This is a genomic window from Paenibacillus sp. FSL R7-0302 (assembly GCF_038006885.1).
In the GTDB taxonomy this organism is placed as follows: domain Bacteria; phylum Bacillota; class Bacilli; order Paenibacillales; family Paenibacillaceae; genus Paenibacillus_AQ.
This window is the reverse complement of sequence record NZ_JBBOWB010000001.1, coordinates 3,137,017-3,161,360: the sequence shown is the minus strand read 5'-3', so window position 1 is coordinate 3,161,360 and position 24,344 is coordinate 3,137,017. Positions and strand designations below refer to the sequence as shown.

Sequence of the window (24,344 nt, the reverse complement as noted above, 5' to 3'; positions counted from 1 at the left end):
GAAAGATCAGAAATGATATGTTTTGGAGTAAACATCGAAGCAGGTGCACCACTTTGTGGGGTTGTTTTGGCAACGAAACACTATGTTATAATGGGTCAGAGGTGATTGGCGAGTTATGTTTCTGAAACGGATTGAATTAGCGGGCTTCAAATCATTTGCCGACAAAACGGAGATGGAATTTGTACGCGGAATTACGGCTGTAGTCGGTCCGAACGGCAGCGGCAAAAGTAACATATCCGACGGCATCCGCTGGGTGCTTGGGGAGCAGAGTGCCAAATCCCTGCGCGGCGGCAAGATGGAGGATATTATATTTGCCGGAAGTGATGCCCGCAAGGCGGTCAACTACGGTGAGGTCTCGCTGACGCTGGATAATGAGGATCATGTGCTGCCGCTGGATTTCAGCGAGGTGACCGTGACCCGGCGTGTCCACCGCAGCGGAGACAGTGAATACCTGATCAATAAACAGGCCTGCAGGCTGAAGGATATTACGGAGCTGTTCATGGATACCGGTATCGGCCGTGAAGCTTATTCAATTATCGGACAAGGCCGGATAGAAGAGATTCTCAGTACCCGTTCGGAAGACCGGAGGGGGATCTTTGAAGAGGCTTCAGGTATTGTTAAATATAAATCACGCAAAAAGGATGCCGGCCGCAAGCTCGATGAGACCGAGCAGAATTTGCTGCGGATTCATGACCTGATCAGCGAGCTTGAGGATCAGGTGGGACCGCTGAAGGACCAGTCTGAGAAGGCGATAAGATACAAGGAGCTGCGGGAGCAGCTAAAGCATCTGGAGATTTCGGTATATGTGCATCAGATCGAAGGCATACATACATCCTGGCAGGAGGGTAACGCCCGCCTGGAGGTGCTTAAGACGGAGCAGCTGGAGCTGTCCACTGTAGTCTCTGCCCATGATGCCAAGCTGGAGAGCGGCCGGGCAGAGCTGCGTAATCTGGAGCAGGAAGTGGAGAAGCTGCAGGAACAGCTGCTGCGCAGCAGCGAAGCCAACGAGAAGAGCGAAGGCTACGGAGAGCTGCTGAAGGAGCGCCGCAGGAATCTGGAGCAGAACCGGGAACAGCTCATGCAGACTCTGGGTTCTGTAGGCGAACGCTCTGAGGGGCGGCAGCGTGAGCTGGCGGAGCTTGAGCATAAGCTGAAGCAGACCCTGCAGACGCTTGCGGAGCTGCGGGCACAGCTGGCGGATGAGGAATCGAAGCTGCAGGGTGTGGCCGGCGGCATCAGCCAGAGCAAGGAAGAGAAGCTGAAGAGTGCTCTGCTTGAGCTGATGAACCTGATGGCTCAGGCGCGCAACGAGATCCGCTATGCGGATCAGCAGAAGGAGAGCCTGGAGCGGCGGATGAGCCGCAGCCAGGAGGAGAGCGGCAAGTGGACAGCGCGGCTGGAGGAGCTGGTCTCTGCACAGAGCGGGCTGAAGGATAAGATTGCCGCGCTAGGCAAGGAAATCGGGCTGCTGCGCGGTGCGTACATTACGGAGAGCGAGCAGACCGGCAAACGGCAGAAGCTGCTTGAAGAGACGCAGAGCGGCCTGCGCAAATGGGAGCAGAAGCGCGAAGCCCAGGTGTCCCGGCATGAGACGATGAAGGAAATGCAGGATGATTTTGACGGCTTCATGCTTGGGGTCAAAGAGGTGCTGAAGGGCGCGCGCAAAGGACAGCTAAATGGTGTACACGGGGCAGTTGCCGAATTGATCTCCGTTCCCGAGAAGCTCGAAATGGCAATTGAGACCGCCATGGGTGCTTCCTTGCAGCATGTGGTTATGGAGAATGAAGCGGTGTCCCGGCAGGCGATTGCTTTCCTGAAGCAGCGTCAGCTCGGACGGGCGACCTTCCTCCCGCTGGATGTGATCCGGCCCCGGCAGATTACCGGCAGTGACCGCAGCATGGTTCAAGGTGCCGAAGGGTTCGTCGGTATCGCCTCGGAGCTGGTCGGCTATGAAGACAAGTATGGAAGCATTATCGGAAGCCTGCTCGGCAATGTCGTAATCGCTGAGAGTCTGGAGCAGGCGAACCGCATTGCGGCCAAATGCCAATACCGCTACAGAGTGGTTACACTGGAAGGCGATGTGGTGAATGCAGGCGGTTCGATGACGGGCGGCAGCCAGCATAAGAAGAACAACAGCCTGCTTAGCCGCAAGCGTCAGCTTGACCAGCTCTCCGGCGAGATTGAAGAGAGCGAGCAGCAGATTGCCAAGCTGAAGCAGGGGATCAGCCGCTTGCGCGCTGAACAGGACAAGGGCTCCCAGAAGCTGGAGCAGCTGCGGCATGACGGTGATGAGAAGCGGCTGGAGGAACAGCGCGTATCCGGCGATCTGAAGCAGCTGGAGCAGGAGCTGCGGCATGTGCAGGAGCAGGTCGAGGGCGCAGGCGCGGAGCGCAGCGGCTTCGAGCAGGAGGTACGCGGGCTGGACGAGGCCCGCAAGCAGGCGGAAGCTGAGCTGTCCCGGCTGGAGAAGGAAGAGCAGGAGGCGCACGCAGCTATCCGCAGTGCCGAGTCGGACCGCAAGGCGAATGAATCAGCCAAGGAAGAGCTGCAGGGCAAGCTGACCGGGATGAAGGTCACGGAGGGCAAGCTGGATCAGGAGATCTTCTCGCTGGAGGAGCAGCTGCGCCGGATGAGGCAGGACGCCGGCTCCCAGGAGAAGGAGCTGCGCCAGAGCCGCAGCCTGCTTATGACCATCGAGCAGGATCTGGAAGAGAATGCACGGGAGACCGTGAAGCAGAAGGAAGAGGTCAACAGTCTGAGACTGAGCAAGGAAGATACGTCTGCGAGGCTTGACCTGGCCCGTGCCGACCGCGCGGCGATCTCGCGCAAGCTGGAGCTGGCGGAAGGCGAGACCAAAGACCAGCGGCAGGCGCTCCGGGCGGTCGAAGACAAGCTCCGTTCCACGGAGGTTGCCGTCGGGCGGCTCGATGTGGAGCTGGACAATATTCTCCGCAAGCTGAGCGATGACTACGAGCTGAGCTATGAGCTGGCGAAGCAGCGTTATCCGGTGCCGGAGGATGTGCCTGCGGCACAGCTGGAGGTGCAGCGTCTGAAGCGCAGCATCTCCGGTCTGGGCGAGGTCAACCTTGGCGCGATTGAAGAGTATCAGCGGGTGCATGAGCGGTATACTTTTCTCAGCGGGCAAAAGGATGATCTGGTGGAAGCCAAAACAACGCTGTATCATGTGATCCGTGAGATGGAAGAGGAGATGTCGAAGCGCTTCAAGCAGACCTTCGATGCCATCCGCCGCGAGTTCGGCACGGTGTTCACGAAGCTGTTCGGCGGCGGCCGGGCAGATCTGCAGCTGCTCGACCCTGAGCATATGCTCGATACAGGGATTGATATCGTTGCCCAGCCGCCGGGCAAGAAGCTGCAGAATCTCCAGCTTCTCTCCGGCGGAGAACGCGCCTTAACCGCGATGGCTCTGCTGTTCGCCATTCTGCAGGTCAAGCCGGTGCCGTTCTGCGTCCTGGATGAAGTGGAAGCGGCGCTGGATGAAGCCAATGTGGTGCGCTTCGCCCAGTACCTGCGCGAGTTCTCGGAGCAGACGCAGTTCATCGTAGTGACCCACCGCAAGGGAACGATGGAGGAAGCCGATGTGCTCTATGGCGTGACGATGGAGGAAGGCGGCGTATCCAAGCTCGTATCCGTGCGGCTGGAGGATGAAGAGGCTGAGATAGCTTAACGATATAGACGCAGGATTCATGAAGTGATCCCTATAACCCTTTAGGAGGAAGCATAAGCATATGAGTTTTTTCAAAAAACTGAAAGACAGCATCTCCGGTAAAACGGAAAGCGTAACGAAACAGTTCCGCGACGGTCTGGAGAAAACACGCAAGGGCTTCGTTGAGAAGGTCTCGGATCTGATTATCCGCCGCAAAAAGATCGATGAAGAGTTCTATGAGGAGCTGGAAGAGATTCTGATCGGCGCCGATGTAGGCGTAAATACGGTCATGAATCTGGTGGAGGAGCTGCGTGCCGAAGTGAAGCAGAAGCGGATCGAGGACGCGGCAGAGCTTCAGCCGATTCTCTCCCGCAAGCTGATGGAGCTGCTGCGCGGAGATGATGACAACAGTCTGAACGAGAATCCGGACGGCATTACCGTGATCCTGTTCGTCGGCGTGAACGGAGTCGGGAAGACGACGACCATCGGCAAGCTGGCGCACCGCTACAAGCAGGAAGGCAAGAAGGTTCTGCTGGCGGCAGGCGACACCTTCCGTGCCGGAGCCATTGAGCAGCTTGAGGTGTGGGGCAAGCGTGCCGGAGTGGATGTGATCAAGCAGCAGTCGGGCTCGGACCCGGCAGCGGTGATGTTCGATGCGGTTCAGGCTGCCAAGCAGCGCAGTGTGGATGTGCTGATCTGCGATACGGCAGGCCGGCTGCAGAACAAGAGCAATCTGATGGAAGAGCTGAACAAGATCTTCCGTGTCATTCAGCGCGAGATTCCAAGCGCCCCGCATGAGGTGCTGATGGTGCTGGATGCCACCACCGGGCAGAATGCGCTGACCCAGGCCAAGCTGTTCGGCGAGAAGAGCGGCGTGACCGGCCTGGTACTGACGAAGCTCGACGGAACGGCGAAGGGCGGAATCGTGGTAGCGATCCGCCAGGAAATGAACCTGCCGGTGAAGCTGGTCGGTCTGGGCGAGAAAATGGAAGATCTTCAGCCATTCGACTCCGACCAGTTCGTGCATGCCCTGTTCGCAGGCATGATCTCGGAAGAAGCAGATTCGGAAGAATAACTGCATAACGGCCATCGCACCCTCCCTAAGGAATGAGTCATTCCCGGGGAGGTTTTTTGTGTTATCATCCAGTTCCTCTATATATTAAAAAAACAACATATGAAAAATTCATAATAGTACTGCTTGTCAGCACTCCGGCATACAATTGGATGTGGAATGAACGCGGAGCACCCCGAAAAGCAAGTTTAAGAGAAAGGAAGCGATTCCAAACCAGCAGAATGGTGCGGAAACTCCATTTTGCTGTTATATATATTGACATGGATAATATCATTTACGTATTATGAAGGTAGTAAATCATATTTTCGTGGTGAATTTTTAAAATTTGAACTTATTTGTTAAGAAACATAACACATTATACTGATCCGAGAGGAGTCGGGCTCATGTCCAAACTAGATCCTTTGCCCGGTCTGTCTCCGTATCCGCTGCAGCATTTCTATGATGAGATGTATGCGGATGAACGGAACGTCCGGCCTCATTACAAGCATGTGAACCGCATGTTTTCCGGGATGAGCCCCGAAGAGCTGCAAGGCAAGCAGAAGCTGATGCAGCGTCGGATGATGGAAGAAGGCATTACTTTTACACTGTACAACCCGGCACAGGATCAGCCTATGGAGCGGACGATTCCCTTCGATATGATTCCGCGCATTATCCCCAAGGGGGAATGGGAACGGCTGGAGGCGGGGATTGTACAGCGGATTACCGCACTGAATCTGTTCATTCATGATATTTACCATGAGCAATATATTGTGAAGGACGGAATTGTGCCGCGGCGGATGGTGATCTCGAACTGTTATTTCCGGCCGGAAATGTCCGGACTCCGTGTACCCGGCGGTGCGTACATCACTACTTCAGGCATCGATCTGATCCGCCATCATGACGGCGAATATTATGTGCTTGAGGATAATCTGCGTACACCTTCGGGCTTCTCGTATCTGTTCAAAGGCAGATCGCTCATGAACCAGCTGTTTCCTGAGCTGTCGTTTGCCAGCTCCATCCGCGATGTGGATCACAGCCTGAACCGTTTTCTGTCCGTGCTGCGCAGCCTGTCCCCGTCCCGGACCAAGGACCCGGTCATTGCCCTGCTGACACCGGGGGAATACAATTCGGCTTATTATGAGCATGCTTTTCTGGCACAGCAGATGGGCATTCATCTGGTTGAGGGCCGTGATCTGGTCGCTCAGGACCACAAAATCTACCTGAAGGTGATGAACGGTCTGCGCAGAGTGGATGTGCTGTACCGCCGGCTGGATGATGATTTCATTGATCCCTTGGCTTTTCAGCCCAGCTCGCTGCTTGGGGTTGCAGGTCTGATGAATGCCTACCGGGCAGGAAATATCGCGATTGCCAATGCGCCCGGAACCGGGGTAGCCGATGACAAGGCCATGTATGTGTATGTGCCCGATATGATCCGCTACTACCTTAATGAAGAGCCGATTCTGGGCAATGTGCCGACCTATCTGCTGTCACGGCCGCAAGAGCGCCAGTATGTGCTGGATCATCTGTCTGAAATGGTGGTGAAGGAGACGTCTCTCTCCGGGGGCTACGGCATGCTGATCGGAAGTGAGGCATCGAAGCAGGAACTTATCGACTTCCGGCTCAAAATACTGGCGGAACCGGAGCGTTATATCGCCCAGCCGATCATGTCACTGTCCCGTGCGCCGGTCTTGTCGGAAGGCAGTATGGCTCCGCGGCATATTGATCTTAGAGCGTTTGCGCTGATGGGGGCCGACCGCAAGCCGCATGTCATTCCAGGGGGACTGACCCGGGTGGCGATGCGCGAAGGCTCGCTGGTCGTGAACTCTTCCCAAGGCGGCGGAGTGAAGGATACCTGGGTCATGGCGTAGAGACTACTATCTAAGGTGAAAGGGGGGGCTAGAATGCTGAATCGCAATGCGGAGGCTCTATTCTGGATCGGCCGGTATATTGAACGGGCTGAGAATCACGCCCGGCTGATCGATGTACATTACCATATCCAGCAGGAAGAGGATTACCAGGAAGAGGGTCACAAGTGGTCGCGCCTGATTGATGCACTCGGGGTCCGGAATGAATATCTGCGGCAGTTTGAAAGCTTCAGTGAACAGGACGTCTTATCCTTCATCACGCTGGATATGGGGAATACCAATTCCTTGTTCTCCTGTGTGCATCAGGCGAGGAATAATCTGCGCACGCTGCGCCAGCATCTGCCGAGTGAGCTGTGGGATATTATCAATGGCTTCAACCTGTGGCTCGGTGAACAGTCGGTAACAGATATCATGCGCGGCCCGCATCAATTCTATCAGCAGGTCAAGGAGCGGGCGGCGATGTTCCTCGGCGCGGAGCAATCGGTGATGCTCCGAGGCAATGAATGGCATTTCATCGAGAGCGGCCGGTTTCTGGAACGGGCGGAGAATACGACACGTATCCTGCAGACCGTCACGGTATCCTGCAAGTCGAAGGCTATCAATTCTATCTATACCCAGCTTCAGGCTGTGCTGAAATCGGTGAGCGGCTATCAGTCCTTCCGCCGGTATTACGCCGATGATATGTCGCCGGAATGCATTCTGGAATTCCTGATCGTGAACCCGCTCTTCCCGCGTTCAATCCGCTTCTCCTTCCACAAGCTGGAGGAGCATCTGGCCAAGCTGGAGCTGGATTCTTCAGAGAAGGGCTCAGGGCATGAGAAGGTGATCCGTCAGGCGGGCAAGATCAAGGCGGAGCTGGATTATATGGAGAAGGAAGAGATGTCCGGGGACCTGACCCTGGATGTGCTGGAGTCACTGATGATATCCTGTCAGAGGCTCGGCCGAACGATGGACGGTGCTTTTTTTCGCCGTGAAGGAGTCTCGGTATGAAAATACAGATCAACCACACAACCACCTACAGCTATCCCGAGCCGGTGACGGACAGTGTCAATGAGATCCGGCTGACGCCGCGCACGAACTACCGGCAATCCTGTTATCACCATGAGGTGGAGGTGCATCCGCCGGCTAATCTGCTGACCTATGAGGATTTCTTCGGCAACCGGGTCCATGCCTATTCGGTGAACAAGCCGCATACGGAAATGGTGATTCACACCAAAGCGACCGTGGTTACGCTCGACAAGGCGCAAGGCACCGATCTTCCGCATATTCCGCTGGAAGATCAGGTGAAGCTGCTGAATGACGAGAAGTTTCAGAACCGGTATATTGAGTTTATTCTGCCTACCCGGTACACCGAGGTGACGCCGGAGCTGGTGGAATTCGCGTCGCAGCATCCTTTTGAGGAAGCCGAGGATATGTACGAATGGACCCGGAAGCTGTCGTCCACCATCTACGAGCAGTTTACTTACGATCCCGAGGCGACGAGTGTCAACACTACAGTGAAAAGAGCACTGATGCTAAAGCGCGGAGTCTGCCAGGACTATGCACATCTGATGATTGCGGTCTGCCGCAGTGTCGGCTTGCCCTCGCGTTATGTGAGCGGGTACCATTTTGTAGGGGACCTGCAGGGGGGCAACGCCAACTTCGAACAGGCCTCGCATGCTTGGGTGGAGACACATATTCCGGGTACGGGCTGGCTGGGCTTCGATCCGACCAACAATGCTGAAGTAAGCTGGCGGTATATCAAGCTTGGGCATGGACGGGATTATAAGGATATCGTTCCGGTCAAAGGGGTATACCGCGGAGCAGCGGGCACGCTTACGGTTAAGGTGGATGTACGGCAGCTGGAGAATTGAATGAGTCAGAGGAGACCCCGCAGCTGCGGGGTCTTTGTTGCTGACGGTAAGCTGCTCATTAGGCCCGGTTAATGGATGCGCTGTGCATGTTGCACAAGGTTTGTGCAATTTTTTGCATAATCTGATTATAATCAAGCATCAATTGGGTAATCTTGAAACAGAGCCATTACATGCAGAATGGTATTCACGGAAGGAGAGTGTACATATGAGCCCAAATATAGCAAAAAAGCAGCGTTTTCAAGGGAAAACAGCCATAATCACAGGTGCGGGCTCGGGAATCGGCAGAGCGGCAGCGATCCAGCTGGCACGTGAAGGTGCGAATGTCGCCTTATTCGATCTGGTGAACGAACGTACCTCGATCCTTGAACAGAAATTGAATAAGCTGCGCAGGGACTGCGCATTAGCGATTGATGTGGACACTTCGGATGCCGGCCGGATGGAGGAAGCGGTGCGCAGAACCGTGGAGCATTTCGGAGGCCTGGATATTGTGTTCGCCAATGCGGGCATTAACGGAGTGGTCGGGCCGATTGAGGAGCTGAGCGTAGGCGATTGGGAGAAGACCCTCTCTGTCAATCTGACAGGCACCTTCCTGACGCTGAAATACAGCATTCCCCATCTGAAGGAGAAGGGCAAAGGCAGTATTATTATTACCAGCTCCATCAACGGCAACAGCAGATTCACCAGCTTCGGCTGGTCACCATACAGCACCACTAAGGCCGGCCAGGTCGCTTTTGCCAAGATGGCTGCACTGGAGCTGGCCAAGTTCAAAATCCGGGTCAATGTCATTTGTCCGGGAGCGATCGCCACGAATATCGACGAGAGCACGGAGTGGAACGATGATGTGGAGTCAATTGTCATTCCCATTGAATTCCCCGACGGTGCACAGCCGCTGGCTGACGGTCCGGGCAAACCGGAGAATGTGGCCGATCTGGTCGCGTTCCTGGCCTCGGATGAATCCATTCATATTACCGGCTCGCAGATTGTGATTGACGGTGCGGAGTCGCTGCTGTCTTAGGCATATTCTGCCGCCCGTTTCTGCTATGAGACACTGCCATGATTGGCGGTGTTTTTCTTTTGTCACAAACAATCTAATTAGATGGTTGTAAAATAACAAACGAAATGATAATATGTCTATATAAAAGCAAACAAAGGGTGTGATGGTCCAGTTGGCAGAAGAGAATGAAGCAGTGCGGATCTCGGAGAAATTCTGGAATGCGTCCATTGCAGAATTGAAGCAGGGCTATAATGTGGAGACGGAAGAGCGAACGGTAAAGTATCATTGTCTGGTCTGCGGAGCTGTCTTCGAGAAGGGCTTGATCTATAAGGATGGCGAGCAGTATTACGAAGCGGAGAAGTTCGCAGCTCTGCATGTGGACAGGGTTCATGGCGGGATGTTCCATTGGCTGCTGACGCTGGACAAGAAGCTGAGCGGGTTAACCGATTTGCAGAAGGGGCTGCTCCAGGCCTTCCGCCAAAGTCTTAGCGATGCGGAGGCCGCCAAGGAGCTGGGGATCGGCAGTACCTCCACAGTGCGTAACCACCGGTTCACGCTTCGCGAGAAGGTGAAGCAGGCCAAGCTGTTTCTGGCGGTTATGGAGCTGGCTGAGGAGAAGCCGGGAGCTTCATCGTCTTTTGTGAGTATACCGCGCACGGCTGTGATGGTTGATGAACGGTTCGCAATTACCGAGCAGGAGAACGCCGAGATTCTGGGCACCTATTTCAAACAGGGGCCGGACGGCCCGTTGTCAGAGTTCCCTAAGCGGCAGAAGCGGAAGGCGGCGATTCTGCGCCATTTGCTTCAGCGTTTTGAGACAGGGCGCAAGTACAGTGAGAAGGAAATCAATGCGGTGCTCGAAGCTGCTTATCCCGATTATGTAACGCTCCGGCGTTATCTGATCGATTACGGGCTGCTCGGCCGTGAAGAGGATGGAAGCAGCTACTGGGTGGAATTATAACGGAGAGATGAAGGGGAGAGAAGAAATGACGGATAAAGCCAGACGCAAGGAACTGGGATATAATTATGCGCACACGCACAGGCCAATGGGGGTATACCGGATTGTGAACACCGCGAATGAGAAAATGTATGTGGGAAGCAGCCTGAACCTGGACGGGGTCTGGAATAAGCATAAGTTCATGCTGGATATCAAAGGCCATGACAATAAGGCGCTGCAGGAAGACTGGAATGAACGCGGGGAAGCGGGCTTCCGCTTCGAGGTGCTGGAGCAGATTAAGCCGGAGGAGGATTTCGTGGCCGATGTGCAGGAGCTGAAGAAATACCGCAAGATGCTGCCGGATATGGAGAGTAAATGGCTGGAGCAACTGTCTCCTTACGGGGAGCGCGGATATCATAAGCAGAAATAGCTTTCTGCCTGGTGATAAGAAGCGATAACTTACAGGCAACCGGGAATGAATTTCAGCAGCACCCGTGCTAAAATAAGGACAAAGCGGTAGCGGCGGGTATGCCGGATGTATGCAGGATGTAACAATAGGAAATCCTCAGCTGCTGATGAAAGGTGCGGTGTGTATGGCTATATTATCTTGGCTTGCAGAACAAAGAATTCAGGAAGCTATGCGCAGCGGGGAGTTCGCCAATCTTCCGGGGCACGGTAAGCCGCTGGAGCTGGAGGATCTCTCGGGCGTACCCGAGGAGCTGCGGATGTCCTACAAGATTATGAAGAACGCCGGATTGCTGCCCGAGGAAGTCACGCTGCGGGCAGAGTGCGTAACGCTCGAAGAGCTGCTGGTGGCTTGCCACCGAAGCGGCAACAGCACTGCCGGGGAACGCAAGGAGCTGGAGGGCAGGCTCTCCCTGAAGCGGCTGCGTCTTCAGATGCTTTTGCAGGAACGGGGGCTGGAAGGCAATGCTGCATATGCGGATTACGGGGACGCGATCGGGCAACGGCTGGCTGGAGTGGAACGGGATGGTAGGGAGTAGACGAGTATTGGAAGATGAGACCTCCGGTTCATGGAACCGGGGTTTTTTGGTGCGAGATTATAGGGGAGCTTAGTGTTGAATGGGTCATCCTCTTCCAGCAGCAATGAACCGCTTGATATCTGGAATGAATTCGCCGATGATAGGGAGATGTAGATTAACTTAACCTTGAGCAGATGATGGAGAGATGAAATGAAGCAGCTTCCGATTATGCAGGTGCTCCCTGACCTGAAGAGAATTCTGACAGACCGTGCAGCGGCGATTCTGATTGCCGAGCCTGGAGCGGGGAAGACAACGGCGGTGCCGCCTGCTTTTTTGGAGGAGCCTTGGCTGGCCGGTAAAACCATTCTGATGCTGGAGCCCAGACGCCTGGCAGCCCGTTCAGCCGCAGCTTATATGGCCTCTTGTCTGGGGGAGAATGTGGGTCAGACTGTAGGCTATCGCATGCGGATGGATACCAAGGTGGGGCGGAATACACGTATTGTTGTGGTGACGGAAGGCGTGCTGACGCGAATGCTCCAGAGCGATCCTTCGCTGGGGGATGTGGGGCTTGTGATCTTCGACGAGTTCCATGAGCGCAGCCTGCATGCGGATCTTGGACTGGCACTGGCGCTTGAAGCGCAGAGTGTGCTGCGCGAGGATCTGCGCATTCTGGTGATGTCGGCGACCCTGGATGGAGAACGCGTAGCTTCTCTACTGGGTGAAGCGCCGGTCGTCCGTTGTCCGGGCCGGACGTATCCGGTGGAGACGGTCTATGTGCCGGACGCTGCCGGTGGCTCCACCCCCGAGAAGTCCGCAGCCGCCGCTGTCCGCCGGGCGCTTGCTGAGCAGCCGGGGGATGTGCTGGTCTTTCTGCCCGGCGAGCGGGAGATCCGCCGGACGGAGCAGGAGCTGGCATCAGGAAGCCTGCCGCCGGGAACGGTGCTCCGGCCGCTCTATGGCCAATTGCCGCAGCACCAGCAGGATGCGGCGGTGGCTCCTGCGGTGGAAGGCGAACGGAAGGTCGTACTGGCAACCTCCATTGCCGAGACGAGTCTGACCATCGAAGGGGTACGCTCGGTGATTGACACGGGGCTTCGCCGGACGCAGGTATTCTCTGCGCGTACCGGCATGCCGCGCTTAACGACGGTGCCGGTCTCGAAGGCCTCGGCCGATCAGCGGCGCGGCCGGGCAGGCCGCACAGCGCCAGGCGTCTGCTACAGGCTGTGGAGCCGGGAGGCGCATGATCATCTGCCGGACGATAGCGTGCCGGAGATCATGGAGACCGACCTGGCGCAGCTCGCCCTGGAGCTGGCGCTGTGGGGCGTGCGCGATCCGGGAGCGCTCGCCTGGCTGGATGCGCCGCCTGCCGCGCCTTACGCGCAGGCGACGGCGCTGCTGCGCCAGCTCGGCGCGCTGGACGCCGGCGGCGCCATTACGCCGCACGGCCGCAGCATGGCCGTGCTTGGCGCGCACCCGCGCATCGCGCATATGCTGCTGCGCGCGGCAGACCTTGCAGCTGCGCCGCTCGCCGCCAGGCTCGCTGCGCTGCTGCAGGAGCGGGACCTCTTCCGGGGTCCCGCGGCTCTAGACAGCGACCTCACGCTGCGCGTGGAGGCGCTGCTCGGGTTCGAGCGCTCCGCCGGCAGCGGCGGAGCGGACCCGGCGGCCTTGCGCGCGGTGCAGCGCGAGAGCCGCAGCTTCCTGGCGCAGCTGCAGGCAGCGCCGGGCGAAGGGCCTGGCGACATCAGCCGAAGCGGCCTGCTGCTGTCGTTCGCCTATCCCGACCGGATCGGGCAGGAGCGCGGCAATGGCGCGTTCCTGCTCTCCGGTGGCCGGGGGGCGGCGATGCGCGAGGGGCAGCCGCTGGCGCGCTCGCCCTACATCGTGGCACCCGGCGTGGATGACCGTGCCGGGCAGAGCCGGATTATGCTTGCCGCAGCGCTCTCCGAGCAGGACCTGCTGAAGCATCATGCGGACAGCCTTCTGGAGGAGCGCGAAGTCTACTGGGACAGTGAGAGCGGAAGCGTGAAGGCGCGAAGAGTGACCCGGCTGGGGGCGCTCATTCTGAAGCAAACGACCCATGAGCGGGCTACTCCCGAGGAGACGGAGAGCGTACTGCTGAAGGTGATCGCGGCGGAAGGGCTACAACTGCTGCCATGGGAGAAAGGGACCACTCAGCTGCGGCAGCGGATGGAATTCATGCACTCACTGCGGGCCGACTGGCCCGATATGTCGGATGAGGCGTTGACAGATACATTGGAGGAATGGCTGGCACCCTTTATACAAGGGATGCGGAATCTCCGTGATTTACAGCGGGTGAAGCTGACGCAGGCGCTGGAGGGGATGCTGGACTGGAACAGCCGCCAGCTGCTGAACAAGGAGGCGCCGACGCATATTACGGTACCGAGCGGTTCGCGGGTTCCCCTGGATTACAGTAATCCGGGGGCGCCGGTACTGGCAGTCAGGCTGCAGGAGATGTTCGGGCAGACGGATACTCCGCGGATCGGCGGAGGGAAGGTCCCGGTGCTGCTGCACCTGCTGTCTCCGGCGAGAAGGCCGATGCAGATCACCTCAGATCTGGCCAGCTTCTGGCAGAACACCTATTTCGAGGTGAAAAAAGATCTGAAAGGCCGTTATCCCAAGCACTACTGGCCGGATAATCCGCTGGAGGCAGCACCGACCAACCGTACCCGTCCTACCAAATAGAATGTAGTTGTGATCAGGCATTAATGCATCCGAAGAAGCTTTTCCTGTTTGGGCACCGCGTGAACGGGTAATACAATAGCGAACAACAATTACGAAGGAGGGCTTCAAGTGACAGAGAAAATTATTGGCGTATTCGATACGGAACAAGAAGCAACCAGAGCAATTGAAAGTTTGCAGAGACAAGGGTTCACGAACGATGAGATTTCAGTAATAACGAAGGATCGAGATGACCTGAAACACATCTCCGAAGATACAGGAACGATGGCGCCGGAAGGCGTTGCTACAGGTGCGGCCACCGGCGGCGTAGTGGGCGGAATTACCGGCCTGCTGGCCGGGATCGGTGCGCTGGCCATTCCGGGAATTGGTCCAATCCTTGCTGCAGGCCCAATCGCAGCTACACTAACAGGGGCTGCCATCGGAGTAGGAGCAGGCGGACTGGTGGGCGGATTAATCGGACTCGGAATTCCCGAGGATGAGGCCAGAGATTACGAAGGCTACATCGACAGCGGCAAAATCCTCGTCCTGGTCGATGACAACGGCCGTGGAAGAGATATCCATACCGTGTTCAGGGGTAACCGTTCACTCAACTCGGGCCGGTACGACAGCCTGTACCCGGAGGATACACTGGCGGACCGCGGAGCAACTAACCCTGATCTGGTCCCTAGGGACACAACGGTTGGCAATACCTTGGGCAACAGAGGCTCGATGAATGCAGACCGTGACCCGGACCTCTACAACCGCGACAAAATCTAAAAATTAGAGCAGGCTTAAGCCCGCTCCTATAGCATACTTAAGGACTGCCTGCGGCGAACATGCCGGGGCAGTTCTTTGTGCTTGTTTAGGAAATTATAATATCCGTCTGCTATGGATAAGGGAGGAACAGAGACCGCATGAGTGAATAAGGAGGAATCCTGCAAAAAGTGCAACAATACAGCCCCAAAGAAGCGGTCTATGATGAAATCCTGCACGAATTGCAACAAATTCAGCGTTAACTTGCTCTAAACACCGAAATTTGTGCAAATAATGCAACATTGTACTTCAACCCGTAAAAGGTATAGAGAAATCCTGCAAAAATTGCAACATTGCTGCTCCTTAAAAGCGGCCGGTGAGAGAGGCATGAGCATCATTCACCCGGCACAGCGATTTTGTGCTGATTAAATTAATTGTGCTAGAGGATGATTCTGGTCATGATCAGATCTGTTTGCTCCTCGTCACCCATATAGAAAGAGTGAGTTCCTGTCTGTACGAAATTCAATTTTGTATAAAAGGCAACTGCGTTTCCGTTTTGTTCCCAAACCCCCAGCCAGAGCTTCCTCTTATTCTTTTCGGCCGCGATTTCCACCGCTTTCTCAATCAGCTTTTTCCCTAGCCCCAGTCTATGAAAGGGCCTTCTAATATAGATCCGTTCCACTTCAAGCGAGTCCTTGTCCATATGTTCAGTTTGGGCATCATCGGCGTTAACCTTCAGGTACCCGGCAATTTCTTCATTATAATAGATGAAATAAAATTCAGAATGGCGGTTGGCGCATTCTTTTTTTAATTGCTCTGTACAATAAGCTCTTTTCAAATAAGCTTCCATAGCTTCTGGTGAATTTTGATTTTTGAAGGTGTCTGTAAACGTTTCAATACTGATTTTTTGCAAGGTCTCCAGATCGCCGGAAGAGCATCTCTTTATCAAAATAGTCATCTATAATTCTCCTTTTGTATAATCAATAGTCCCGTTTGTTTCCCTTTTTTACATATTCCCAGTCTTTTTCCACATTGGACCTGACTCTTTGCAGGAGTTTTACCAGGGTTTCAGCCTCACTTTCGGAGAAGCCGGACAGCGCTACGCTATTAGAATAATCGTTCTCTCTCTTGAGCAGAGGGTAGACGGCCTGCCCTTTCTCTGTAGGGATCAGCCTCTTGATTTTTTTGTTGTGCCGATCTTCATTTTTTTCAATAAAACCGTTAATCTCAAGCTTCTGTATAGCGCGGGCAGCCGTTGTCCGGTCCACCTTAATCATTTCAGCCAGCTTCTCCTGGATCATCCCCGGATGCTCACAGATCCGCACCAGATACAAATATTGCCCCCGGGTAAGGTCATATTGCTTAAATTCGATATTGCTGATGGAGTCCAGTGACCGGGCAATCATTCCAACCTCGCGTAGAATCTCCTTCATAATCGCAGCTCCATTGATCATTTATTTTCCAAGCCTATAGTTTTAAAATAATACATGAATTTTGTTGCAATTACAACAAAATAAATAAGAGTGATCGTCTGTGGAGAGGCAGAGAGGGGGGGGTTATTCATGTCAATTCATCATATGAAAAATTCACAATAATGACCCCGAAATATTAATAAAAGACTTATTGCGTCCACAATAACCTTTATTCTACAGAGGCGTTAAGCAACGGGTGTCAGGGGACGCAAGTTAAAGTCGTTCTCTATTAATATAATTTCATTATATGAAAAATTCACAATAGAAGAACAAAACCACCCACCGTATCTACCTATACCATCTAAACGCCTCACAACATCCGTACCTATCTTCTTCAAAACGGAAAAAGTAAACCTAAACTCCGCACCGAAAAAATGAAACTATAAAATATAACTTGTTGTGAAAGCTGGGAAATAGAGTTTATACTAGAGTTGTAGCTGGAAATGCTACCCACATCATTTGACTGCCGGATTTAAGTGACAAGGGTCTATGGCTGTTCTTCTCTAAGGATTCCACAAAAAAACACCCCGGGAGGTGTCTTATGGCGTTTATGATTGCCCAGCGGGCGTTTATAAAAGTATATCTGATTACGATGGTGGAGCAGCACAAGGGGTATGGTTATCAGATGCTGGAGGATTTGCGCAGAGATTTCAAAGCCCATGGTTATTCTCCTCCCCAAAGTGAAATCTACCGTGCCCTGCATGAGCTAGTGCAGCAGGGGATACTCTACCGCACCAAGCAGTTGAAGGGAAACGACCCCAAGGTCGATTTCCAGGAGATTGTCCTGTATCATTTCACCTCGGACGGGGAGGAGAAGGCCAAGCTCTACAAAAAGCAAGTGAAGACCGACCTCGACCGCTGTCTGGGTATCCTTAATAAGGCGGTCGCTGACAACTTCTGAGCGGGCTTCCGGCGCTTACGAAATTCGTTAGCCCGGAATTAAGATTTGGCTTCGGCCTGCCGGCTCAGGTATCCTCTTCTTCAGAGTCCTGGCCCGGCGGGGTTACCGGCGAGCTTGCGCTGCCATAATCCTCCACGGCTTCCCAGGCACCGGCGTCATCGAATCTGCCGCTATTCTGCTGACGTCCTTCGCCTGCACCGGCTGGCGGCGGGGTCATAACCTCTTCTTCCACAGGGCGTGCGCCGGTGTCACGGCTGGTTGGGGCATGCTCCACGGTATAGCGGGTGTAGGGGATGGCCTCAAGCCGCTCATAAGGAATCTCTTGCTTGCTGGCTTCGCAGATGCCGTACGTTCCGTCATCCATCCGCGCAAGAGCAGCCTCGATCTCCGTTAATTCTTCGGATAGCGAGGTGTTGATGGACAGGTCGCGGCTGCGTTCAAACGTCTCCGTTCCTGTATCGGCGGGATGGTTATCGACTGAAGAGAGCTCGCCCGTAGAGAGGATAAGGGAATCGCCAAGCAGGCTGTCTTCTGCTCCATTGCCGGAGAAATGCTGCTCCAGCTCTGCCTTGCGCTCCTCAAGGGCTGCCCGGAGTGTATTCAATTGGTCTTTGGTTAAGTGGCTCATGTGTCATCTTCCTTTCAGTTGGATTAGTAGTTACACTGTCGTAATCTTTCCTTACCCTAATGTGTTATAGGGCAATCAGCAGGCATCCCTATGCTGAATTGTAACTTTAGTGATATTTTCATGCTGCTTTCACCCTGTTATAATAATACCTGCCGGATGAATGCAGCATACACTTGGAGGTTATGAAATGGACGAACATATGAAACGGCGGCTGGATAAGCAGAGAAAGCTGTTCAGCCAGCTCGGTATTACCCTTGATGCACTTACCATTCATGAGAAGGAATTCAGTATGAAGCTTCGCGGCTATGATGCCGAAGAGGTGGATACGTTCCTGGACAGCGTCATTAAGGATTATGAACGGTTCTATGCTACCATAGCGGATCTGATGGATAAGTGGCAGGAGCAGCAGATTGAGATGAAAGAGCTGAAGGCAGAGGTGAAGACCGCAGCCACTCCGGCCCCGGTTCCGATTATTAAGGGAATTGATCCGCAGGATCTGGAGGATATCATCATCAAGCTGGAAGCCAATGTGCGTCAGCTCAAGGACAGATTGCCTATACCCCGCACGGAGGGGTATTTGTAAGCCCTGTACAGCCACAGCGTGAGAGACAACAATATGCAGCATAAGTATAACTCTGGACGGGGGTTGGACCATTGCCGGAGAAGCATGCTTGGAGCTTGAAGATCCGCGGCAAAATCGCACTTGGATATGTCATCATACTATTAATGCTGGGGCTATTTCTGATTATAGTCTCTGGCCGGATTAACAGCCTGGAGAAAGAAACCGTGTTCTTGAGCGATCATGATATAGAAGTTCATGAACTTACATATCAAATTGAGAAAAATGTACTGGATATGGAGACCGGACAGCGGGGGTACGTCCTTACCGACGATGAGTCATACCTGGCGCCGTATAATGACGGGCTGGTGCAGTGGAGGATTAATGCAGCGAAGCTGAATAATCTCATTGCCGATAACCCGAAGCAGGTACGGAATCTGGACACGATTACGGATAATATCGAGAAGTGGGTCGATGTCGCCGGACAGCATGTGGTTGAGCTGAAGAAGAATGGCCATACGGAAGCGGTCAACGCTTTTTTTCGCAACGATACGGGAAAAAACCTGGTCGACACGATCCGATCCCAGTCCGATTACTTCCGTGACATCGAACGTACGCTCACGAACGACCGGATCAGCAACCTGAAGGACAGCAATCATAAGCTGCTGATTACCATGTACATATTGTGGGGATTGGTGGTCATACTTGCGCTGCTCATCACTTATCTGCTCTCGGCCAGCATTGTGAATCCGTTGCACAGCGTCATACAGGCCATCAACAGTATTGCCTCCGGCGGTAACCGCTCGGAGCGCATTAAGGTGAAGACTCTGGATGAAATCTATGACCTGGGCGAAGCGACGAACGGGCTGCTGGATAACGTGCAGCGGGAGCAGTGGACGAGCGAGCAGCTCACCTCCATGTCGATTGCCCTGCAAGAGACCGTTGATATGCCTTCGCTGTGCAGAATTTTTGTCAGCCGGTTGTCGGTTATGCTGGAAATGCAGTATGCCACTATATACGTCGTGAATAACGAGGAACTGTTCGAGCGCATCTATTCCTATGCAGGCGCAGAGAATAAGGAAGAACGCATCGGGCCGGAGGTTATTCAGCCGGGAGTAGGCCTGGCAGGTCAATGTGCGCTGGATCAGCGGATGAATGTGATTGAGCAATTGCCTGATGACTATATCTCCATCAGCTCCGCGCTGGGCAGAACGCCGCCGAGGTTCGCTGTGATTGCTCCGATTATTTTTGAGAACAAGACCGTTGCTGTCCTGGAGATTGCTGCGCTGACCCGTTGGGCGCCTTACCATTTCGAGCTGCTGAAGGAATTGCTGGACATGATGGGTGTTACCGTGAATTCGGTGAAGACCCGGATGGAGATCCAGAGGCTTCTGCATGAGTCGCAGGTGATGAACGAAGAGCTTCAGGTTCAATCCGAAGAGCTTCAGACCCAGTCCGAGGAGATGCAGATGCAGACGGAGGAGCTTCAGAGTCAGACCAGCGAGCTGCTAACCGTGAACAAGGAGCTGGAGAACCAGAAAGCGGTAGCCGAGAATGCAGCGATCGAGCTGGAGCGGTACAATGAACAGCTGGAGCAGAGCTCGCGCTACAAGTCTGAATTCCTGGCCAATATGTCGCATGAGCTGCGTACTCCGCTGAACAGTATGCTGATTCTCTCGCAGCTCCTGACGGAGAACCGCAATCATACGTTAACCGAGGAAGAATTGGGCTATGCCTCAGTCATTTACAATTCCGGCAGTGATCTGCTTAGTATGATTAACGATATTCTGGATCTCTCCAAGGTGGAAGCGGGCAAAATGCTGGTGGAAATGGACGCCGTTAATCTCACCGAGCTGCCCTCGCTGCTGCAGGGGTATTTCGGTAAGCTTGCTGAATCGCAGAACGTGGAGTTTAACGTAACCCTGAACCCGGAGGTTCCGGATCTGTTCTTCACCGATGAGATGCGCCTGCATCAGATTCTGCGGAATCTGCTGTCCAATGCCTTCAAATTCACTGAGCAGGGCTCTGTGACCGTGGAGATTACCAAGCTGGCGGCATATTCGGATCAGAGTTACATAACAGAAGGGCCGGTGCTGGCCTTTGCTGTCCAGGATACCGGAATCGGCATCTCCGAAGAGAACCGTGAGCTGATCTTCGAGGCCTTCCGCCAGGTGGACGGAACGACTGCCCGCAAATTCGGGGGAACCGGTCTGGGCTTGTCCATCTCCCAGCAATTGGCTCAGCTGCTGGGCGGGCATATCAGCCTGGAGAGCGAAGAAGGGAAGGGCAGTACATTCACCTTGTATCTCCCTTGCCGTGAACTGGACAGTGAAGAAGAACCGTTCCATCCGGCGGAGCTGGCTCAGACTGCAGCCGGGTCGGAGCACTCCAGAACCGTTCATGATACAGGGCAGCCGGGTAATAGCGGTGACTCCCTGTTCGAGAAAGAATACGCCATGCTGCAAGGCAGGACTGTCCTGATTGTGGATGATGATATGCGTAATATTTATGCCTTGCAGAAGGGTCTGGAGCCTTATGGAATGATCATCATGACCGCTCAGACGGGTTATGAATGTCTTCAAGTGGTTAGAGAGCAGCCGGAGGTGGATATCGTACTCCTGGATATTATGATGCCGGTTCTGGACGGCTATGACACGCTGTCTATTATCCGTGAGGAGATGCATCTCACCGACCTCCCGATCATTGCAATCTCTGCCAAGACGATGAAGGAAGACCGTGAGCGTTGCCTGGCCGCCGGAGCCACTGATTTCATCAGCAAGCCGGTATTGATGCAGGACGTCATTACACGAATGTGCCGGTACATTTGACTTTTCCAAAAACCCATTGACGGGAATACAAGGTATGCTTTATGATGGGTTCATAAATGATCATTTATATGCAGTGGCGTGTTACCTTAACAGGGCATGAGCCAAGATTCGTACTCAATACTTTGAGTCCAGTCTTGGCTCTTTTTTGTGCAAAAAATCAGGCAATGGGCGGAAAGGAGGGGGAACTTGGCGAGGGACACTGAACAATTTCAGGTGCTGCGGGTGATTGGGAATAATGTCGTAATGGTAGAGGGCGGCAAGAAGAGCAAGGAATATGTAATTATCGGCAAGGGCATCGGGTTTGCGCTTAAGGATACGGGTGTTATTGATTCGGATGATCCCCGGATTGAGAAGCTGTTTCGGCTGGAGGACCGGGAGGAATGGAGTCAGTATCAGATTCTGCTGGAGGACATTGATCCCAAGGTCATGAGGATTACGGATGAGATTATCTCTGATATCGCCCGTGAGTTTCCCGGCAAGCTAAACGACAAGATCTATTTGGCGCTCCCCAGCCATATCCAATTCACCATTTTCCGCTTGCGCAGCGGGATGGACATTGTGAATCCATTCCTGGAGGAGACCCGGATGACATTCCCCAAGGAATTTGAGATCGCTTCCAAGGCGGCCGGGAAGATCAGCGAAGGCTTTGAAGTGCAGATTCCTGAGGACGAGGTCGGTTTCCTTACTTACCACGTCTATTCTGCGGTCAGCAATGTGCCGGTGGGCCAGCTTGTGAAGGCCTCCAACATTGTCAGTGAACTAATGGAGATGATCCGCAGTGAACGCAAGATCCGCTTTGAGCAGGGCAGTATGAATCATGTCCGGCTGATGGTTCACTTGAGATTCTCGATTGAACGGATTCTGCAGGGTTCGCTCATCGACAATCCTTTTGTGAAGCATATCAAGAAGGAATACAAGGATGAATACAAGCTCGCGCATCGGATGGGCAAAGTCATGCAGGGCAAGCTCAGTGTAGATGTACCCGAAGAAGAAATCTGCTTCCTGGCTATGCATCTGCACCGGCTGTTCCAGACGATAGAGAAGAATAAATAGCAGCAGCAAGGAGTGACTTTTATGTTTTCGAGATGGAAAGCTAAAAAAGAAGAGAAACCTACTGAGGCGGTAAGCCGCCTGGAGATATACGCTCCGGTCAGCGGACAATCCGTACCGTTAACGGAAGTGCCGGACGAGACCTTTGCTGGCGGGCATATGGGCCAAGGTATTGCCATAGAACCTATAGAGGGACGTTTAACGGCCCCGTTTGACGGAAAAATTGCGCATGTGGTTAAAACGAATCACGCTCTAATCCTGGAGCATGCCTCAGGGTTACAGCTGCTGATGCACATCGGAATTGATACGGTCAGCTTGCGGGGGGAAGGCTTCATCAGCCATATTGCCAACGGAGATGAAGTGCAGGCAGGGCAGACGCTGATCGAATTCGATCTGGAAGCGATCCGTGCTGCGGGGTACCGTACCATTACTCCAGTCATTGTGACCCATAACGGGGAGGAACCTCCGGAGGTCGATTGCCATTACGGCCAGGTTACGGCAGGAACAAGCACTATTCTTACAGTAGCTTCACAGGCTTAGAACATACATGTACTAAATATGAAACCAGGGGGATGATTTCATTATGTTGGCTTTTCTACAGAAGTTAGGGAAATCTCTGATGCTTCCAGTCGCAACTTTACCGGCGGCAGCCATTCTGCAAGGGTTCGGACTAATTAATTATGAGAAGGATTTCCATCTGGGCAGTACCGTCGGCGGATTCCTCAACCAGTATGTGGCTCCTTTTCTGAATGCGGGTGCGGGTGCTATATTCGGTAATCTGGCGCTGATTTTTGCAATTGGGGTAGCGATCGGGTTCGCAGGGGATGCGGTTGCCGCGCTGTCTGCCCTCATTGCTTATCAGGTGCTGGACAGTATTCTTAAGGTGCTTCCGGCCCAAATGCCGTTCATCGCCGATGATGTGAAGCTCAATATGGGCGTGCTGGGCGGGATTTTTGCCGGAGCCTGGGCTGCTTACCTGTACAAGAAATATCATAATATTAAAATGCCCGACTGGTTGGGCTTCTTCGCAGGCAAACGTTTCGTACCCATTATCACCGCTATCACCACCATGATTCTCGCAGTGCTGATCGGCATGATCTGGAGCCCGATTCAGGATGTCATCAGTGACTTCGGCACTTGGGTTGTCGGTCTTGGCGGTGCAGGGGCATTTGTATTCGGGACAGCTAACCGTCTGCTGCTTCCGTTCGGCCTGCATCATGTAATCAACGCCATCGCCTGGTTCCAGCTCGGTGATTTCACGAACGCTGCAGGGGATATTGTTCACGGAGATCTGACGCGCTTCTTCGCCGGAGACAAGACTGCGGGAATGTTCATGACAGGCTTCTTCCCGATTATGATGTTCGCTATGCCGGGTGCTGCCCTGGCGTTCATTCACACAGCCAAACCGTCGAAACGCAAAATGGTCGCGTCCATCTTCATCGGATCGGCGATTGCTTCCTTCCTGACAGGAATCACGGAGCCGCTGGAATTCTCCTTCATGTTCCTCGCACCGCTGCTGTATCTGGTACACGCTTTGCTGACGGGTTTTGCCGGATTCCTGATGTATGTGCTGGATGTGAAGCTCGGGTTCGGATTCTCTGCCGGGCTCATTGATTACCTGCTTAACATGAAGCAGTCCACCAACGCGTGGGTGCTGATTCCGGTTGGGCTTGGCTTCTTCGTCCTCTACTATGTGCTGTTCCGGTTCATCATCGTCAAGTTCAACCTCAAAACTCCCGGACGCGAGGATGAGACGGAAGATGACCTGATTGATCTGTCCAAGAGTGGTACAGCCGCGTCGTCCTCTTCCAGAGCCGCCAAGATTCTGGAGAACATCGGCGGTCCTGCGAACATCCGCAGCATCGATGCCTGTATCACCCGCTTGCGTCTTAACGTAAATGATGACAAAGCGGTTAAGGACTCCGCGCTCAAGCAACTGGGTGCTTCCGGTGTCATGCGGCTTGGGCAGGGTGCCGTACAGATTGTGTTCGGACCGCAGTCCGAACAGCTGAAGGATGATATTAAGAAGCTGATGTAGCTTGAAGCTGGTCAGCACAGAAGAATAGCTTTTCCTGGCAGGCATCCTTCATGGGATGTCTGTTTTTTTATGCGCAGACTATTGCA

Annotated in this window: 20 protein-coding genes; 17 read left to right on the top strand and 3 right to left on the bottom strand. The window is 53.9% G+C overall.

What is annotated here, in order from left to right; genetic code table 11:
* Positions 1 to 115 precede the first annotated feature (115 nt).
* From smc to MKY96_RS13710, 11 genes are all read left to right on the top strand, one after another.
* On the top strand, positions 116 to 3,685 hold the full coding sequence (smc, locus tag MKY96_RS13760; RefSeq protein WP_340941078.1) for a chromosome segregation protein SMC: 3,570 nt from the start codon (positions 116 to 118) through the stop codon (positions 3,683 to 3,685).
* 61 nt (positions 3,686 to 3,746) lie between these two features.
* Positions 3,747 to 4,739, top strand: coding sequence for a signal recognition particle-docking protein FtsY (gene ftsY, locus MKY96_RS13755; protein ID WP_036728871.1), 993 nt, complete (start codon positions 3,747 to 3,749; stop codon positions 4,737 to 4,739).
* Positions 4,740 to 5,119: 380 nt separating this feature from the next.
* The gene (locus tag MKY96_RS13750; RefSeq protein ID WP_339314045.1) at positions 5,120 to 6,583 is read left to right on the top strand and encodes a circularly permuted type 2 ATP-grasp protein; all 1,464 of its coding nucleotides are present in this window, start codon (positions 5,120 to 5,122) and stop codon (positions 6,581 to 6,583) included.
* Between the two features lie 33 nt (positions 6,584 to 6,616).
* On the top strand, positions 6,617 to 7,570 hold the full coding sequence (locus tag MKY96_RS13745; RefSeq protein ID WP_340941076.1) for an alpha-E domain-containing protein: 954 nt from the start codon (positions 6,617 to 6,619) through the stop codon (positions 7,568 to 7,570).
* A complete protein-coding gene (locus tag MKY96_RS13740) occupies positions 7,567 to 8,433 on the top strand; it encodes a transglutaminase family protein (RefSeq protein WP_340941075.1) in 867 nt (288 codons plus the stop codon). The genes MKY96_RS13745 and MKY96_RS13740 overlap by 4 nt, the downstream gene beginning before the upstream one ends.
* Before the next feature lie 205 nt (positions 8,434 to 8,638).
* Positions 8,639 to 9,448 (top strand): SDR family oxidoreductase, encoded by an 810-nt coding sequence (locus tag MKY96_RS13735; protein ID WP_340941074.1) that lies wholly within the window; start codon positions 8,639 to 8,641, stop codon positions 9,446 to 9,448.
* A gap of 172 nt (positions 9,449 to 9,620) precedes the next feature.
* Positions 9,621 to 10,388, top strand: coding sequence for a DUF2087 domain-containing protein (locus tag MKY96_RS13730; RefSeq protein ID WP_445671483.1), 768 nt, complete (start codon positions 9,621 to 9,623; stop codon positions 10,386 to 10,388).
* Positions 10,360 to 10,794, top strand: coding sequence for a GIY-YIG nuclease family protein (locus MKY96_RS13725; RefSeq protein ID WP_340941072.1), 435 nt, complete (start codon positions 10,360 to 10,362; stop codon positions 10,792 to 10,794). Before MKY96_RS13730 ends, MKY96_RS13725 begins: the two co-directional genes overlap by 29 nt.
* 163 nt (positions 10,795 to 10,957) lie before the next feature.
* Positions 10,958 to 11,368 carry a DnaJ family domain-containing protein gene (locus MKY96_RS13720; protein WP_340941071.1) on the top strand — a complete coding sequence of 137 codons (411 nt, stop codon included), beginning with the start codon at positions 10,958 to 10,960 and terminating at the stop codon, positions 11,366 to 11,368.
* A 189-nt stretch (positions 11,369 to 11,557) separates the two neighbouring features.
* Positions 11,558 to 14,053 carry an ATP-dependent helicase HrpB gene (gene hrpB / locus MKY96_RS13715; RefSeq protein WP_340941070.1) on the top strand — a complete coding sequence of 832 codons (2,496 nt, stop codon included), beginning with the start codon at positions 11,558 to 11,560 and terminating at the stop codon, positions 14,051 to 14,053.
* Positions 14,054 to 14,161: 108 nt separating this feature from the next.
* Complete coding sequence (locus tag MKY96_RS13710) at positions 14,162 to 14,806, top strand: general stress protein (RefSeq protein ID WP_340941069.1); 645 nt, start codon at positions 14,162 to 14,164, stop codon at positions 14,804 to 14,806.
* A 415-nt stretch (positions 14,807 to 15,221) separates the two neighbouring features.
* On the opposite strand, the gene MKY96_RS13705 is transcribed toward MKY96_RS13710, so the two are convergent.
* Together MKY96_RS13705 and MKY96_RS13700 are read right to left on the bottom strand one after the other, a co-directional pair.
* Positions 15,222 to 15,740 carry a GNAT family N-acetyltransferase gene (locus MKY96_RS13705; protein WP_340941068.1) on the bottom strand — a complete coding sequence of 173 codons (519 nt, stop codon included), beginning with the start codon at positions 15,738 to 15,740 and terminating at the stop codon, positions 15,222 to 15,224.
* Positions 15,741 to 15,762: 22 nt separating this feature from the next.
* Positions 15,763 to 16,215, bottom strand: coding sequence for a MarR family winged helix-turn-helix transcriptional regulator (locus MKY96_RS13700; RefSeq protein ID WP_340941067.1), 453 nt, complete (start codon positions 16,213 to 16,215; stop codon positions 15,763 to 15,765).
* Positions 16,216 to 16,795: 580 nt separating this feature from the next.
* Here MKY96_RS13700 and MKY96_RS13695 point away from each other — a divergent pair.
* Positions 16,796 to 17,155: a helix-turn-helix transcriptional regulator gene (locus MKY96_RS13695; protein WP_340941066.1), complete on the top strand. Its 360-nt coding sequence runs from the start codon at positions 16,796 to 16,798 to the stop codon at positions 17,153 to 17,155.
* A 64-nt stretch (positions 17,156 to 17,219) separates the two neighbouring features.
* Here the strand turns inward: MKY96_RS13695 and MKY96_RS13690 are convergent, their stop codons facing one another.
* The gene (locus MKY96_RS13690) at positions 17,220 to 17,783 is read right to left on the bottom strand and encodes a TraR/DksA C4-type zinc finger protein (protein WP_340941065.1); all 564 of its coding nucleotides are present in this window, start codon (positions 17,781 to 17,783) and stop codon (positions 17,220 to 17,222) included.
* Positions 17,784 to 17,970: 187 nt separating this feature from the next.
* On the opposite strand from MKY96_RS13690, the gene MKY96_RS13685 reads away from it, so the two are divergent.
* From MKY96_RS13685 to nagE, 5 genes are all read left to right on the top strand, one after another.
* Positions 17,971 to 18,366 carry a DivIVA domain-containing protein gene (locus MKY96_RS13685; RefSeq protein WP_036728841.1) on the top strand — a complete coding sequence of 132 codons (396 nt, stop codon included), beginning with the start codon at positions 17,971 to 17,973 and terminating at the stop codon, positions 18,364 to 18,366.
* Positions 18,367 to 18,437: 71 nt separating this feature from the next.
* Entirely contained in the window at positions 18,438 to 21,170 is a 2,733-nt protein-coding gene (locus tag MKY96_RS13680) for a CHASE3 domain-containing protein (RefSeq protein WP_340941064.1), read from the top strand.
* Between the two features lie 186 nt (positions 21,171 to 21,356).
* The gene (locus tag MKY96_RS13675; protein ID WP_340753842.1) at positions 21,357 to 22,223 is read left to right on the top strand and encodes a PRD domain-containing protein; all 867 of its coding nucleotides are present in this window, start codon (positions 21,357 to 21,359) and stop codon (positions 22,221 to 22,223) included.
* Between the two features lie 21 nt (positions 22,224 to 22,244).
* Complete coding sequence (locus MKY96_RS13670) at positions 22,245 to 22,760, top strand: PTS sugar transporter subunit IIA (protein ID WP_340941063.1); 516 nt, start codon at positions 22,245 to 22,247, stop codon at positions 22,758 to 22,760.
* A 43-nt stretch (positions 22,761 to 22,803) separates the two neighbouring features.
* A complete protein-coding gene (gene nagE / locus MKY96_RS13665) occupies positions 22,804 to 24,258 on the top strand; it encodes an N-acetylglucosamine-specific PTS transporter subunit IIBC (protein ID WP_340941061.1) in 1,455 nt (484 codons plus the stop codon).
* Positions 24,259 to 24,344 lie beyond the last annotated feature (86 nt).